Genomic DNA, 15,072 nt, shown 5'->3' on the forward strand with positions numbered 1-15,072 from the left:
ACCATGTTGACAGGATGTGGCTCAGGAGATTCAGATGGAGCAGGAAAGAAGGCAGATGCAAAGGGCTCTGTATATTATCTGAACTTCAAGCCGGAGCAGGATGCACAGTGGCAGGAGCTTGCTAAGGTGTACACAGAAGAGACAGGCGTTGATGTTACGGTAGTTACAGCAGCTTCTGGTCAGTATGAGACTACTCTTAAGAGTGAGATGGGTAAGTCAGAATCACCTACCCTGTTCCAGGTAAATGGACCGGTTGGTCTTGCTTCTTGGAAGGACTATTGTTATGATCTTGGATCATCACAGGTGTATAAAGAACTCACATCTGAGGACTTTGCACTTAAGGATGGCGATAAGGTCGCAGGAATCGGATATGTTATAGAGTCATACGGAATCATTTACAACAAAGAGCTTTTAAGCAAAGCTGGATACACAGAGGATGATATCAAATCATTTGCAGACCTCAAGAAGGTGGCAGAGGATATAACAGCTAACTCAGACAAATTAGGATTCTCAGCATTTACATCAGCTGGAATGGACGGATCATCAGATTGGAGATTCAAGACACATCTTGCAAATCTTCCAATCTACTATGAATACAAGGCTGATGGAATCGATACTACAGATGCGATCAAGGGTACATATCTTGATAATTACAGAAATGTATGGGATCTGTACATCAACAACTCAACAACCGATCCAAAGCAGCTCAGCACAAAGACTGGTGATGATGCGGTTGCAGAGTTTGTTTCAGGACAGGCAGTATTTTATCAGAATGGTACATGGGCATACTCAGATGTATCATCACTTGGCGATGACAACCTCGGAATGCTCCCTATCTATATCGGAGTAGATGGTGAGGAGAATCAGGGACTCTGTACAGGAAGTGAGAATTACTGGTGTGTAAATGCTAAGGCTTCAGAGGAAGATATCCAGGCAACTCTTGACTTCATGGAGTGGTGTGCTACAGATGATGTCGCACTTAAGGCAATCTGTGGTTCAGAGGGTGCTATGCCATCAGGAGCTGATGGAATGGGATTTGTAACACCATTCAAGAAGAACATTGAGTCAACAAACCTTCTTGTAAACATTGCAAATGAGTATGTAGCAGAGGGCAAGACACCTGTAAGCTGGAACTTCACAACAATGCCATCAGAGCAGTGGAAGAACGACCTCGGATCAGCACTTACAACATATGCGGCAGATCAGACAGATGCCAACTGGGATCTTGTAAAGAGCGCATTTGTAGACGGATGGGCTAAAGAGGCTGCTGCAGCAAAGTCAAAATAAAACATATTAACAAATAAACAATAGTACACAACCCCAAAATAAAAAAACATCACAAAATAAACCCAACTTAAAATATGAATAAAGTCCTGCAAGCTGCAGGACACCAGGAAGGCTAACAGCTTTGCAAAGGCAGCTCATACCCGGAGGTGCCAGACTAGAGATGGATATGTATTCATATGCAAATATGTCTACATATCCATTTTTAGACTCAAAAGATATTGGAAAGAAAAATTGATATGCAACAGAGTGGAGGTTATCAAAAAAATTATGGAGAAAACGATAAAAAGATATTGGCCGGTGTTTCTGATACCGACAATGGCTGCGTTTGTTATAGGATTTATCGTGCCATTTGCCGAGGGAATATATCTGTCCTTCTGTAAGTTCACGACCATAAGGGACGCTGAATTTGTAGGATTACAGAATTATATAGACGCATTCAAGGACGCAACATTCCCGGATGCATTTAAGTTTACAACATTATTTGCGATTGTCACACTTGTGCTTATAAATGTTCTTGCATTTCTTGTGGCACTGGCACTTACACAGAAAATCAAAGGAACTAATATATTCAGAACGGTATTCTTTATGCCGAATCTTATAGGTGGTATCGTACTTGGATATGTATGGCAGCTTATATTTGATGCCATATTCTCAAAGTTTGACACAGCCCTGAAACTCAATGAAGTCCTCGGTTTCTGGGGACTGGTTATACTTGTGTGCTGGCAGCAGATAGGATATATGATGATCGTTTATATTGCAGGACTTCAGGCAATACCTGAAGACATTCAGGAAGCGGCCATGATTGATGGCGCAAATAGAACACAGAGACTTTTCAGAGTTACGATCCCGAACATGATGCCATCCATAACTATATGTACATTTCTCACAATAACCAACTCGTTCAAACTGTTTGACCAGAACCTGGCACTCACAGGAGGCGAGCCTCTTCATAAGACAGAGATGCTTGCGCTCAATATATATGAGACGTTTTATGGAAGAGTAGGATATGAGGGAGTAGGTCAGGCCAAGGCAGTCATATTCTTTATACTGGTAGTAGTGATAGGACTCATACAGCTTAAGCTTACAAGATCAAAGGAGGTGCAGCAGTAATGGCGAAGATACAGAAAACAGCAAATACAGCGGATAAAAAGCCTGTATACAGAGTGAAAGAAAAACCGACGGCTATGGGAATTCTGGCTACTTTATTCTTTACCATTATTTCCATAATATTTGTTTCACCGATAATAATCGTAATTATAAACTCTCTGAAAGCCAAGACGTTTATCAGTCTGGAGACATTTGAACTGCCAAATGAGCACAGCTACATAGGCCTGGACAATTATAAAACGGCTATAACACAGTATGATTTCATTAAGGCAGTGGGCTGGACAGTTGTGATAACGGTTCTCTCAGTAGCAGCAATTCTGCTGTTCTGCTCTATGACAGCCTGGTATATAACCAGAGTCAAGAATATAGCGACAAAGATCATATATCTGCTCTGCGTGTTCTCTATGGTAATACCTTTCCAGATGGTTATGTTTACTTTGGCTGGAACTGCGGATGCACTTCACCTTACTACTCCATGGGGAATCGTGATCGTGTATCTTGGATTTGGAACAGGTCTTGCAGTATTCATGTTCTGCGGATTTATCAAGTCCATTCCTTTGGAGGTCGAGGAGGCTGCGATGATAGATGGATGTACGCCACTCAAGACATTTTTCAGGGTTGTTATCCCTATCATGAAACCTACGTACATATCTGTAGGAATACTTGAGGCTATGTGGATATGGAATGATTTCCTTCTGCCATATTTGGTACTCGACATCAAGAAATACAAGACGATATCTATAGTTGTCCAGTATATGAAGGGCAGCTACGGAAGAGTAGATATGGGAGCAATCATGGCGTGCCTTGTTATGGCTATCATTCCGGTTGTTGTATTCTACCTCTGTGCACAGAAGTACATCATCAAGGGTGTTGCAGCTGGTGCTGTAAAGGGATAGTAATATAATATTATTATAAAAAACAGGCGGTTGTGAGATTCGCAGCCGCCTGAAATTGGTTAAAAGGAGAGATTTCAGATGGAAAGATCAGCAGGAATACTGCTTGCTATATCAAGCCTCCCGTCAAAGTATGGAATTGGCAGCTTCTCAAAAGAGGCATATCGTTTCGTTGACTGGCTTAGGTCTGCACACCAGAGTTACTGGCAGATACTTCCCATGGGTCCCACCGGGTATGGGGATTCGCCGTATCAGTCATTTTCGACATTTGCTTGAAATCCATATTTTATAGATCTTGATACACTTGTGGATCAGGGACTGCTCACAGACCGCGAGTGCAGAGAGATAGACTGGGGAGATGATGACAGATACGTTGATTATAGCAAAATTTATAATGGAAGATACAGTCTCCTCAGGAAAGCATATGAAAGATGGAAAATGACTGACAGCATGGAGTTTTCCATGTTCATGGATGAGAACAAAGAATGGATATATGATTATTCACTATTTATGGCTGTAAAGGATTCGCTTGGTGGAATTTCGTGGACAGAGTGGCCGCAGGATATAAGAAACAGGCAGCCTGATGCGGTGCAGAAAATGCAGGTTGAGCTTGCGGATGAGATACATTTTCAGCAGTACATGCAGTATTTGTTTTATACTCAGTGGAATGCGCTAAAGAGCTATGCCAACAAGAACCATATAAGGATCATAGGAGATATCCCAATCTATGTAGCTATGGACAGCGCAGATGTATGGGCACACCCGGAGCTTTTCAGGCTTGATGAGGATAGGCGACCATACGAGGTTGCCGGATGCCCGCCTGATGGGTTTTCGGAGACCGGACAGCTGTGGGGAAACCCAATATATGACTGGGAGCTGAACAGGCAGACCGGTTACAGCTGGTGGATAGCCAGAATGAGACATAGCTATAAACTTTATGATGTAGTCCGGATTGATCATTTCAGAGGCTTTGATGAATATTATGCCATTCCATATGGTGAGGAAACAGCTGTGAATGGCAAGTGGAAAAAGGGCCCTGGGATGGATCTGTTCAGGAATATAGAAAAGGCTCTGGGTAAGAGAGATGTCATTGCCGAGGATCTTGGTTTTGTGACTGATTCGGTCAGAAAGCTTGTGCATGATTCCGGATTTCCGGGAATGAAGGTTGTGGAGTTTGCCTTTGATGTGAGAGACACCGGGGCGGCATCTGATTATCTTCCACATAATTACATACGAAATTGTGTTGTATATACGGGAACCCATGACAATGAGACCCTTATTGGCTGGTGGAGCAGTATAGATCAGAGATCCAGAGACATGGCAAGGGATTATATGGCAGCTCATTATACACCGGACCGTCTGATCAATGTCCCATTTATCACGCTTGCTATGAGAAGTATTGCAGATCTTTGTATTATACCGATGCAGGATTATTTGGGGCTAGACAATAAATCGAGGATGAATAAGCCATCCACAGTTGGCGATAACTGGAGGTGGCGCATGATATCCGACGATACGGATGATGATCTTGCAGAGGAAATAGGCAGACTTACACTGATGACCGGGAGAAGCAAGATGTGAAAAAGTACTCTCTAAAAATATTTACCGGGAAATGATAAGTAGAGTATTTTCTTGACCTCCACATATTGGGATAATATAATTATTGGGAATAAAAGAGAAAAGTGGGATACAGCTTATGACAATAAAGGATATTGCACGTATATCAGGTTATGGTATCGGAACCGTGTCCAGGGTGATCAACAATCAGACCGGAGTCAGCGATGCAGCCAGAGAGAAGATACTCAGGGTTATAGAGGAAAACGGCTTTGAGCCGAACGTCAACGCAAAGCTCCTCAAAATGTCAGCGAAATCGGCGGTGGTTGTCATCATAAAAGGAAACCAGAATATGTTGTTTGCGGATATAGTAGAGCGGATACAGAACCTGCTTGCTGGATATGATGAGGATGTCATAGTGGAGTACATAGACGAGGATGGTGACGAGATCGAGTATGCCATCAAACTCACTCATAGCGTGAATCCGAAGGGAATCATGTTTTTGGGTGCCAATCTTGCACTTTTTGATGAGCGTGTGAAAGAGTTTGAGATCCCGGGAGTCATAATCACGACCGGCGGAGAGATTCTTGCAAATGACAACATATCCTCCATAACGATAGATGACACGGCAGCGACATACGATATGACAAGGTATCTTCTTGAAAAAGGCCACAGACGCATCGGAGTCATAGGAGGGCAGGTGTCCGAGAAACAGATAAGTTTCAATAGATATGAAGGCTGCAAGAGGGCTATAGATGAGTGGCAGCATGATGACCGGGCGGAGTTTACATATATTCCGTGCAGGTATTCTATGAAGGCAGGTTATGAGGCCACGAAGCGTCTCTTGGAGGAACAGCCGGAGGTTACAGCAATCATGGCTCTCAGTGATACGATAGCGATCGGCGTCATGAGAGCGGCTGCTGATCTGGGCAAACATATTCCGGAGGAGCTGTCAGTTACTGGATTTGATGGAATAGAGCTGGCAGGATACTGTGTACCAAGACTTACAACAATAAACCAGAATACAGAGATCATGGCATCGAGAAGTGTTGACATCATGCTCAAGCATATAAATTATGCAGCAGCTGGTGAACATGAGATAGTGCCATATTCCCTGATAGAGGGAGAAAGCGTTAAGAGCATCGGCTAGGATTCAGGGAAAACCTTTTTAATTAAGTTTGAATTCGTCTTATACTGGTATATTATATATCAGTATAGGGCGATTTTTTTATGAGATAAAAGTTCGGTAAGGCTCTGAGATTCGTATAGTGTATTTATCACAGTTTGGAGATGAGAAGATGGATCAGAATATAGAATCGGAAATATTAGAAAAACGCAAACTATGTAAAGTGCTTAAGGTGTTTAAGATTGTTTCTTTTATAGGAATATTTGCGCCATTTGTTGCGTTTATGGTGGTATCTAGAAATGGCTATGAATTAGACTCTGCTTGGCTGCTGATTCCGGCTTTGTTTGTAGGCGGATTTTTCCTGTTCTCATATATGGAGACAAATAAACTTAAAGACCTCAAGGAACTCATGGGACAGTATGTTGTACGGAGCGTCCTTGGAGAGCGCTTGCATGTGATTGAATACATGCCAAATGGATATACAAATGAGGCATTTTTACATAATTGCCCGATTCTTCCTTCATTTAATAATATGGATGGTTCTGACTTTATACATGGAATATACAGGGGAGTAGAATTTACATTCAGTGATCTCACACTCAGAACGGAAACAAAGGGTTCACCGGACGGCGAGTTTCCTGGCGATAATGTTGTCAATTTTAAAGGTCAGCTCATAACGGCTACTTCCCATAAGAATGTTAATGGTTTTGTACATATCCAGGAGAGAATTAGTCGAAGAATGAAAAATGAAAAGAAAAGTGGCATATTATCAAGTGTATTGAGTTCTGGGGATTCATGTAACAGTTTTATGACGGGCAACGCGTCATTTGATAACAGGTTCGATATATATGCCTCTGACAGCCAGCTTGCTTTGAGGGTATTGACGCCACATCTTATGCAGGGACTTATGGGACTTGAAGGATTTATGGAGATACAGATCGCTGGCAATATGGTGGCAGTAGCGATAAAGAATGACAGAGATTTATTTGAACTTAGTAACAATGGCAGGGATAATGGTGACATGGAGGAGTATCGTCAGAAATTTAGGGATGAACTTTCCGATATTTTGAAAGTTATTGATGTCTTCGGTATGAATACAGATCTTTTTCAGTAGTTGGTTAAATGATAGAATGTTTATATACAGTGAGAATGTGTTAAATGTAGGAAATAACCGGAAAGATCATAGGATACGATACCCTGACCGGCAGGACAAAATTGCCGGGATATGCACAACCCACAGTGGAATACATCGATCCATACAGCGGTGAGCCGGATTCTTATATGGTAAATCAGGAGATAAACAGAAAGAAACATCCTATCGGTAGCGAGTATAAACTTTTATACTCTAGGGAAAAGAGAACGGCCTATGAGAAGAAGTCAAACAAGGTGTACAGAGAGATGGAGGTTTGCTTTTTCGGACTGGCTGTGCTGATCTTCATTGCGGGGATAGTGAAGTTGGCGATGAAGGTATTGTAATCACCGCCGATACTATGCTAATATAGATATGTTTGCGAAAATGACAAATTTTTATCACTTCAGGAGGAAAACAATGGGTGGATTTTTTGGAGTAGCGGCAAAAGATGACTGTGTGTTTGATCTGTTCTTTGGAATAGACTATCATTCACATCTTGGAACAAGACGCGGAGGCATGACAGTGTATGGAGATAAGGGATTTGACAGATCCATACACAATATCGAGAATGCTCCATTTAGAACAAAGTTCGACAAAGATATGCAGAACATGAAGGGTTATTTTGGAATAGGATGTATATCCGATTATGAGCCACAGCCACTCATAGTGCGTTCACATCACGGAACATATGCCCTGACGACAGTCAGCAAGATCAACAACGTTGACGAGATATCCAAGGAGATATTTGATCAGGGACATTCACATTTCCTTGAGATGAGCGGAGGGGATATCAACAGCACAGAGCTGGTGGCAGCCCTTATCAACCAGAAGGATAATCTGATAGATGGAATAAGATATGCGCTGGAGAAGATAGATGGTTCTCTGTCACTCCTGCTCATGAACCAGAATGGAATATATGCAGCCAGGGATATGCATGGAAGAACTCCTGTGGTCATAGGCAAGAAAGATGGTGCATTCTGTGCGTCATTTGAGAACTTTGCCTACAAGAACCTTGGCTATCATGACTATAAAGAACTCGGCCCTGGTGAGGTTGTTGTACTCACACCGTCCAACTGTGTGACGCTTGTGCAGCCGGGCAAGGACATGAAGATATGTACATTCCTGTGGGTATACTATGGTTACCCTGCAAGTTCATACGAGGGTATGAGTGTAGAGCAGATGAGATACAACTGCGGAGCCAGCATGGCAAAGAGAGATAACGTTAAGCCTGATATCGTAGCCGGAGTTCCGGATTCAGGAACAGCGCATGCAGTCGGCTATGCAAATGAGTCTGGAATACCTTTCTCAAGACCATTCATCAAGTACACACCGACATGGCCACGTTCATTTATGCCGACCATACAGAGCCAGCGTAACCTCATCGCGAAGATGAAGCTTCTGGCAGTTGAGGATCTTATAAAGGATAAGAGCCTTCTGCTCATAGACGATTCCATCGTGCGTGGAACACAGCTCAGAGAGACAACCGAATATCTGTTTGACAGCGGTGCCAAGGAAGTGCACATCAGACCTGCATGTCCACCACTTGTATACGGATGTAAATACCTTAACTTCTCAAGATCATCATCAGAGATGGATCTTATAACAAGAAGAGTTATCGAGAGACTTGAGAACGGCAACGTGACAGACGAGGTACTTCAGGAGTACACAGATCCTGATTCAGAGAAGTATGAGAAGATGGTTGATGAGATCTGCAAGGAGCTGCATTTCACATCACTCAGATTCAACAGACTTGATGATATGCTTGAGGCATGCGGAGTTGAGAAGTGCAAGCTTTGTACATACTGCTGGGATGGCAAGGAGTAAGCTGCGGATGACGGCGATGCCATATGCAGCAGACAGTAGCATATATAAAAATAGCTTATTTGTAATACTAAGAAAAATGGTGACAGGGATATGGCATTAGAAAACTCAAAAGAAACTTCATATGAAATCACAATAGAAGAGATACAGGAACTGGATAAGGATTCATATCTGATGGTTGACATCAGGGATGAGGTAGAGATATCCCACGGAGCCATCCCGGGTGCGATGGCAGTCCAGACGGACAGGCTGATGCCAGAGAATCTGGCGGAGACAGCCAGTGAGATATTCCCGGTTGAGAAATATATGCCCGGGGACAATTCAAAAGGGAAAAAACTCATAATCTGCTGCACCCACGGAACCAACAGCATTCCGCTGGCGGAGGGACTTACAGAGCTGGGATACGATGCGGTGAGCCTCAAAGGCGGATATATATCATGGCTGCTCTACACCATGGGCAAGCAGGAACAGACTGATATATGTGCCGACGTTGAGAAGAGCCTCCGCAAGAAGTTCCACAAGAAGATATGGTGCAACTTCACAAAGGCCATCAACAGATATGAGCTGGTGAAGGAGGGCGACAGGATAGCCGTATGTATATCGGGCGGCAAGGATTCCTTCCTCATGGCAAAGTGTTTTCAGGAGCTGAAAAGGCACAACAAGTTCCCATTTGAGCTCAAGTTCATAGTTATGGATCCGGGTTACAGCCCTGCAAACCGCAAGGTCATAGAGGATAATGCCAGGATGCTGAACATCCCTATCCAGATATTTGAGTCGGATATATTTGATTCAGTGTATAACGTAGAGAAGTCGCCGTGTTATCTCTGTGCAAGAATGAGACGAGGCCATCTGTACAGCTATGCGAAGGAGCTTGGCTGTAACAAGATAGCTCTTGGACACCACTACGATGATGTCATAGAGACCATACTCATGGGTATGCTCTACGGAGCGCAGATGCAGACCATGATGCCGAAGCTCCACAGCACCAATTTTGAGGGAATGGAACTAATCAGACCTCTCTATATGGTGAGAGAGGACGACATCAAGGCGTGGAGAGATTACAACGAGCTTCATTTCATACAGTGCGCATGTAAGTTCACTGACACATGCACAACATGTAACAATGAGGAGACGAAGTCCAAGCGTCAGGAGATCAAGCAGCTTATAGCGACACTCAAGAAGACAAATCCGTTTGTGGAGGGCAACATATTCAAGAGTGTGGAGAATGTCAATATCGATACCCTTATAGAGTACAAGCAGGGAGGCGTGAGACACAGCTTTCTTGATACCTACGATGAGAAGAGCGGTAAGACAGAATAGATAAAAACAGCATTTGAGAGCCGTTATTTACATTTGGCAGATGTAAGTGACGGCTTTTAATGTTATTTTCATAAAAGCATGGCAATATATATCTGTTCAGCGATCGTGCAGCGATATACTGTAGTGGCCAACAGATGAAAATGACAGGGAGGATGGATGTATGCGTGTACTTGTAGTTGAGGATGAGAAGGATCTGAACAGCATAATATGCAGTAAGCTGGTCAAAGAGGGCTATAATGTGGATGCCTGTTATGACGGACAGGCGGCACTTGATTATATGGAAGCGGAGAATTACGACGGGGCGATCATGGATATAATGATCCCGAACAAGGACGGAATAACAGTCCTGCGCGAGATGAGAAATGCGGGGATACAGGTTCCTGTGCTTTTCCTCACGGCCAAGACGGAGACACAGGATATAGTCAGGGGACTGGATGCCGGAGCCAGCGATTATATGACAAAGCCATTTGAGTTCTCGGAGCTTATGGCAAGACTCAGGGTCATGCTGAGAACCCAGAATCCGGTAAATGAGAATGTGATAACCTGTGGTTCACTGGTGGTCGACATGAACAACAGACAGGCGATCAGGGATGGAAAGGTAATTGATCTCACGGTCAGGGAGTATGCTATCCTTGAGTACCTAGCCAGAAACAGAAATGTGGTAGTAACTAGGGAACAGATACGGGTGAACATCTGGAACATAGATGACGATGTCAATTCAAATGTGATAGATGTGTATATCCGTTATCTGAGAAGGAAGATAGACGATAATTATGAGGAGAAGCTGATCCATACTATAAGAGGTGTCGGCTATAAACTGGAATGTTAAAGAGAAAAATATCATTTGTAACATACACTATTATAATTACAGCGCTTATTCTGGTGGTGGGTATATCTTGTCTGCTGGTCATCCAGAACAATCTTATGAAGGATGATATGAACCTGATGGCTTATAAGAAGCTGACACAGGAGGTAGCCCAGATCAGACGATACATAGTGTATGATTCACAGAAGAAGCCACATATAGATGATGGATTTTACGACCGTGAGGACGATCCGGACAGTAATGAGCAGATATATGTGTTCCTTCAGGGAAATGACGGCGAGATCCTTGACGGCGAGGTGCCTGAGGGATATGCGGATAATCCGGATATAAGCATAAGAGATCTTATGCATATAGATGCAGGGAAGGTCAAGTATTTTGCGGTCGTCAGGCAGGGAAGAACAGACAAAGAGCCGCTGAAGAAGACTCCTAAATACAAGATCTGTGTCATGGTATCCGTCAGGGATATAGAGAGCAATTACAGTGAACTTTTATATAAATCATACTGTGTTATTGGAACCGTGCTGATAGCATTTGTGATATATGCATTTGCTTTGAGGAAACTGATAGCAGTTCCAATGGGAAGCCTGAACCGTTCGATAGATAAGAGCGTGGACAATCTTGATTTTACAGAGAATCTGGAGTATGACGGTCCGTTCAAAGAGCTTGATATGCTGACCGATGCGAATAACAACCTGTACAGAAAAGTCCATCAGGAGCTTGAGAGACAGGCTGAGTTCAATGCAAATGTATCCCATGAGCTGAGAACACCTGTAGCAGTCATGCATGCCCAGTGTCAGCTTTCCAGGGAGATCGCGGAGAAGAATGGCGATGAGGAGATGCTTGAGAGCATAGAGGTATTCGAGAGACAGACCTCACGTATGAAGGGGCTCATAGAACAGCTTCTTCAGATGTCGGTCATGGACAATGAAAACGCAGTCATAGCGGTTGAGGATGTAGATCTGCTGGATGTGGTGGAGTCTGTGTGCGATGATGTGGAGTACATCTGTAAGAAGAATCTTAAGTTTACCTACGACCTGAAGCCGACGATGGTCAAAGCGAATATGAACCATATAGTTATCGTCGTGAACAATCTGATGTCAAATGCGGTGAAGTACAGCAATGATGGAGGTAATATCCATGTGTCCTGCGGTGTGAAAAATGACAGCTATTTTATCTCGGTCAGGGATGAGGGCCGGGGAATGGATAAGAGCACAAAGGAAAAGATATTTGAGAGTTTTTACAGAGGTGAGCCGGACAGAAGTGCGGAGGGTTTTGGCCTGGGGTTGTCACAGGTAATGCAGATTGCCAGATATTACGGCGGAATCGTGGATGTTGACAGTGAGCCCGGAAAAGGAAGCCTGTTTACATTTAAAATCCCGGTAAATGCAGAATAATGTCTGTGGATTTTAATATATATTAATTTTTTTAATGAAAGATTAATCTTAAATGTGTATAATTTAAAATCAGTGTTTTATTGAAAATAGGAGCTATATTTATGAAAGAACGAAAGAGAATAGTACATTTACTGATCGGCCCATTGTTATTCGGGCTGTTTACGGCACTTTTGCCACACGGAGTATTCACGACATTTGAGTCAAGAGCAGCGATAGGAACCATCATGTGGATGGCGTACTGGTGGGTAACAGGCCCGGTGGACTATGCGGTAACTGCATTCCTCCCGATAGCCTTAAATGCGATATTTCAGATGACTGACATGTCGGCGGTCATTTCCAACTACGCAGACGAGACGATACTGCTTCTTCTGGGAGCTTCCATCATAAGCGTGATGTGGGAGAATACCGGGCTTGACAAGAGGATAGCCATTACATTCCTGAGACTTATCGGCAGCAGTTTGAGGATACAGCTTGTGTTCTGGTTTGTGTTGTCTGCAGTTCTGTCAGCGGTGCTTCCAAATGCAGTGGTATGTGCGACGATCACACCTATAGCGATCGCCATGCTCAAGTATATAGGAATGGACGACATCAAGACAAACAAGACTGCATCAAAGATACTTCTCACGATAGCATATGCAACCGGACTCGGTGGTCTGGCATCGCCGCTCGGAGGTGCGATGAATCTTGTGACGGTCGAATATATACAGCAGATAACAGGCGAGGAGTACATGTACTCTTCATGGGTCGTAAGATTCCTGCCTATCATGCTCATACTTGTGCTTGTAAATATCCTGTTCATGATCCGTGATGTGAAGAAGACAGAGATGCTTGGCGGTTCAAGGGAATACTTTGTAGCAAAATACAAGGAGCTTCCTCCTATGAGCTACGAGGAGAAGATAGCACTTGTGTTATTTGTTCTTGCCACGGTGCTTGCATTTACCAGACAGCTCTACCAGAGCATACTTCCGGGACTCAAGCCGGCGTATGTATTTATCATATGCGCCATAGTATCATTCCTTCTCACCAACAAGAACGGAGAGCGTATTATGGTGTGGAAGAATGTTCAGGGTAAGATCATCTGGGGACTTATGTATATATTTGCCGGTGGACTTGCCGCCGGAACACTCATCAACAAATCCGGTGCTGCAGAGGCACTTGGTGAGTGTATATCAAAGCTTGATATGAAGGGTGGATTTATCACAGTGTTCGTGATACTTGCCGTTACACTTCTCATGTCGGATGTGACATCCAACACAGCCACGGCTGCGGTAGCCATGCCGCTGGTAATATCCATCACACAGGGCTGCGGACTCAATCCGATACCGTACATATATGTGGCATCTGTGGGAGTCAACCTGTCATACATGCTTCCGACATCCATCAGGGCGATACCGGTTGGATACGGCCTGTCGCCAAAGTATATGTTCAAAGAGGGCTGGAAGATAACTCTGCTGGTTCTGGCGGTCATGTCAGTAGCATGTGCGCTGCTGTTAAAATACTGGCCGGCGTTTAGCAGTGTATAAATAATTTTTACTTGTAGAAGAGGGAGAGGACATGTCAGTAGTAACTTATACATTTATAGTTTTTTTATTGTGTACAATAGTGCTATACTACATAGTTCCAAAGAAGATACAGTGGGTGATACTGCTCCTTGCGAGTCTTGTGTTCTACGGATATGCCGGGATAGAGTACTTGTTTCTGGTCATTGCCACGGCTGTTGTCGTGTATCTGTTCTCACTGAGGCTGCAGAAGAGTCTGGACGAGCAGGAGGAGCTGGCAAAGGATGCGGACAGAAGAACCGCACGAAAGATCAAGGCTGCTGAGAAGGCGAAGAGAAAGAAGTTCCTTGTGTGGGCACTTGTCATAGTTATCGGTGTTCTGGCGGCGTTCAAGGCATTTGGCTTTGTGCTCGACAATATAAAGAGATTCATACCATACGACGGATTGCAGAGCATTCCTGACTGGAATCTCATAGCACCTTTGGGAATATCATTTTACTCATTCATGATGATCTCATATCTCGTGGATCTGTATAACGGACGAATATCAGCGCAGAAGAATTTCTTCAGATACCTGTCATATGTGCTTTATTTCCCACATGTTACCCAGGGACCTATAGCCAGATATGAGGAAGTAGGATATCAGCTCTGGGAGGAGCACAGCTTCAATATGGACACTATCATGAGAGGTGTCTGGCTCATGCTTTGGGGATTTGTGAAGAAGATCGTTATAGCTGACAGGATAGGAGCTTTTACAAAAGAGATATTTGGGCATACATTTGATTATCATGGCGGAATATTCCTAGCAGTGGGAATCGCATATTCCATCCAGATATACTGCGATTTCTCAGGATGTATGGACATAGTAAGGGGCACTTCAGAGTGCTTCGGCATCGTTCTGGGAGAGAACTTCAGAAGACCATACTTTTCACAGACACTTCCTGAGTTCTGGAGAAGATGGCATTTGTCACTGGGTGCATTCTTCAGAGAATATGTATTCTACCCGGTGTCAACATCAAAGCTGTTCCTCAAGCTCAATGTCAAGATAAGAGATCACTTAGGAAATGTGATAGGAAAGGTATTTGCAGCGAGCATACCTATCCTGTGTGTGTG

The 15,072-nt window shown here is 43.6% G+C and carries 12 protein-coding genes and 1 pseudogene; all 13 read left to right on the forward strand.

The window, feature by feature from the left end; all coding sequences use genetic code 11:
- Window positions 1-3: 3 nt before the first annotated feature.
- On the forward strand, window positions 4-1,287 hold the full coding sequence (locus tag CCU_RS05065; RefSeq protein ID WP_015533810.1) for an ABC transporter substrate-binding protein: 1,284 nt from the start codon (window positions 4-6) through the stop codon (window positions 1,285-1,287).
- 267 nt (window positions 1,288-1,554) lie between these two features.
- Window positions 1,555-2,397, forward strand: coding sequence for a carbohydrate ABC transporter permease (locus tag CCU_RS05070; protein WP_015533811.1), 843 nt, complete (start codon window positions 1,555-1,557; stop codon window positions 2,395-2,397).
- Window positions 2,397-3,290, forward strand: coding sequence for a carbohydrate ABC transporter permease (locus tag CCU_RS05075; RefSeq protein WP_015533812.1), 894 nt, complete (start codon window positions 2,397-2,399; stop codon window positions 3,288-3,290). Before CCU_RS05070 ends, CCU_RS05075 begins: the two co-directional genes overlap by 1 nt.
- A gap of 78 nt (window positions 3,291-3,368) precedes the next feature.
- Window positions 3,369-4,868: pseudogene (malQ, locus tag CCU_RS05080) on the forward strand (4-alpha-glucanotransferase).
- Window positions 4,869-4,983: 115 nt separating this feature from the next.
- A complete protein-coding gene (locus CCU_RS05085) occupies window positions 4,984-5,991 on the forward strand; it encodes a LacI family DNA-binding transcriptional regulator (protein ID WP_022216662.1) in 1,008 nt (335 codons plus the stop codon).
- A 148-nt stretch (window positions 5,992-6,139) separates the two neighbouring features.
- Window positions 6,140-7,081 carry a DUF3137 domain-containing protein gene (locus tag CCU_RS05090; protein WP_015533814.1) on the forward strand — a complete coding sequence of 314 codons (942 nt, stop codon included), beginning with the start codon at window positions 6,140-6,142 and terminating at the stop codon, window positions 7,079-7,081.
- A 125-nt stretch (window positions 7,082-7,206) separates the two neighbouring features.
- Window positions 7,207-7,443 carry a hypothetical protein gene (locus CCU_RS05095; RefSeq protein WP_156327904.1) on the forward strand — a complete coding sequence of 79 codons (237 nt, stop codon included), beginning with the start codon at window positions 7,207-7,209 and terminating at the stop codon, window positions 7,441-7,443.
- Between the two features lie 73 nt (window positions 7,444-7,516).
- Entirely contained in the window at window positions 7,517-8,923 is a 1,407-nt protein-coding gene (locus CCU_RS05100; RefSeq protein ID WP_015533815.1) for an amidophosphoribosyltransferase, read from the forward strand.
- Between the two features lie 90 nt (window positions 8,924-9,013).
- Complete coding sequence (locus tag CCU_RS05105) at window positions 9,014-10,240, forward strand: ATP-binding protein (protein WP_015533817.1); 1,227 nt, start codon at window positions 9,014-9,016, stop codon at window positions 10,238-10,240.
- Between the two features lie 160 nt (window positions 10,241-10,400).
- A complete protein-coding gene (locus CCU_RS05110) occupies window positions 10,401-11,069 on the forward strand; it encodes a response regulator transcription factor (RefSeq protein WP_015533818.1) in 669 nt (222 codons plus the stop codon).
- Window positions 11,063-12,460, forward strand: a complete 1,398-nt coding sequence (locus CCU_RS05115; protein WP_015533819.1) for a sensor histidine kinase — start codon at window positions 11,063-11,065, stop codon at window positions 12,458-12,460. The genes CCU_RS05110 and CCU_RS05115 overlap by 7 nt, the downstream gene beginning before the upstream one ends.
- A gap of 101 nt (window positions 12,461-12,561) precedes the next feature.
- Entirely contained in the window at window positions 12,562-13,983 is a 1,422-nt protein-coding gene (locus CCU_RS05120; protein ID WP_015533820.1) for an SLC13 family permease, read from the forward strand.
- Between the two features lie 31 nt (window positions 13,984-14,014).
- The coding region (locus CCU_RS05125; protein WP_208896007.1) for an MBOAT family O-acyltransferase at window positions 14,015-15,072 on the forward strand (1,058 nt) is incomplete at its 3' end.

Origin of the sequence: Coprococcus sp. ART55/1 (assembly GCF_000210595.1) — a bacterium.
Classification (GTDB): Bacteria; Bacillota; Clostridia; order Lachnospirales; family Lachnospiraceae; genus Coprococcus; species Coprococcus aceti.

Excerpts from the sequence above, each read along its gene's own strand:
- CCU_RS05065 (WP_015533810.1), top strand. The coding sequence starts at position 4 with ATGTTGACAGGATGTGGCTCAGGAGATTCAGATGGAGCAGGAAAGAAG.
- CCU_RS05070 (WP_015533811.1), top strand. The coding sequence starts at position 1,555 with ATGGAGAAAACGATAAAAAGATATTGGCCGGTGTTTCTGATACCGACA.
- CCU_RS05075 (WP_015533812.1), top strand. The coding sequence starts at position 2,397 with ATGGCGAAGATACAGAAAACAGCAAATACAGCGGATAAAAAGCCTGTA.
- CCU_RS05085 (WP_022216662.1), top strand. The coding sequence starts at position 4,984 with ATGACAATAAAGGATATTGCACGTATATCAGGTTATGGTATCGGAACC.
- CCU_RS05090 (WP_015533814.1), top strand. The coding sequence starts at position 6,140 with ATGGATCAGAATATAGAATCGGAAATATTAGAAAAACGCAAACTATGT.
- CCU_RS05100 (WP_015533815.1), top strand. The coding sequence starts at position 7,517 with ATGGGTGGATTTTTTGGAGTAGCGGCAAAAGATGACTGTGTGTTTGAT.
- CCU_RS05105 (WP_015533817.1), top strand. The coding sequence starts at position 9,014 with ATGGCATTAGAAAACTCAAAAGAAACTTCATATGAAATCACAATAGAA.
- CCU_RS05110 (WP_015533818.1), top strand. The coding sequence starts at position 10,401 with ATGCGTGTACTTGTAGTTGAGGATGAGAAGGATCTGAACAGCATAATA.
- CCU_RS05115 (WP_015533819.1), top strand. The coding sequence starts at position 11,063 with ATGTTAAAGAGAAAAATATCATTTGTAACATACACTATTATAATTACA.
- CCU_RS05120 (WP_015533820.1), top strand. The coding sequence starts at position 12,562 with ATGAAAGAACGAAAGAGAATAGTACATTTACTGATCGGCCCATTGTTA.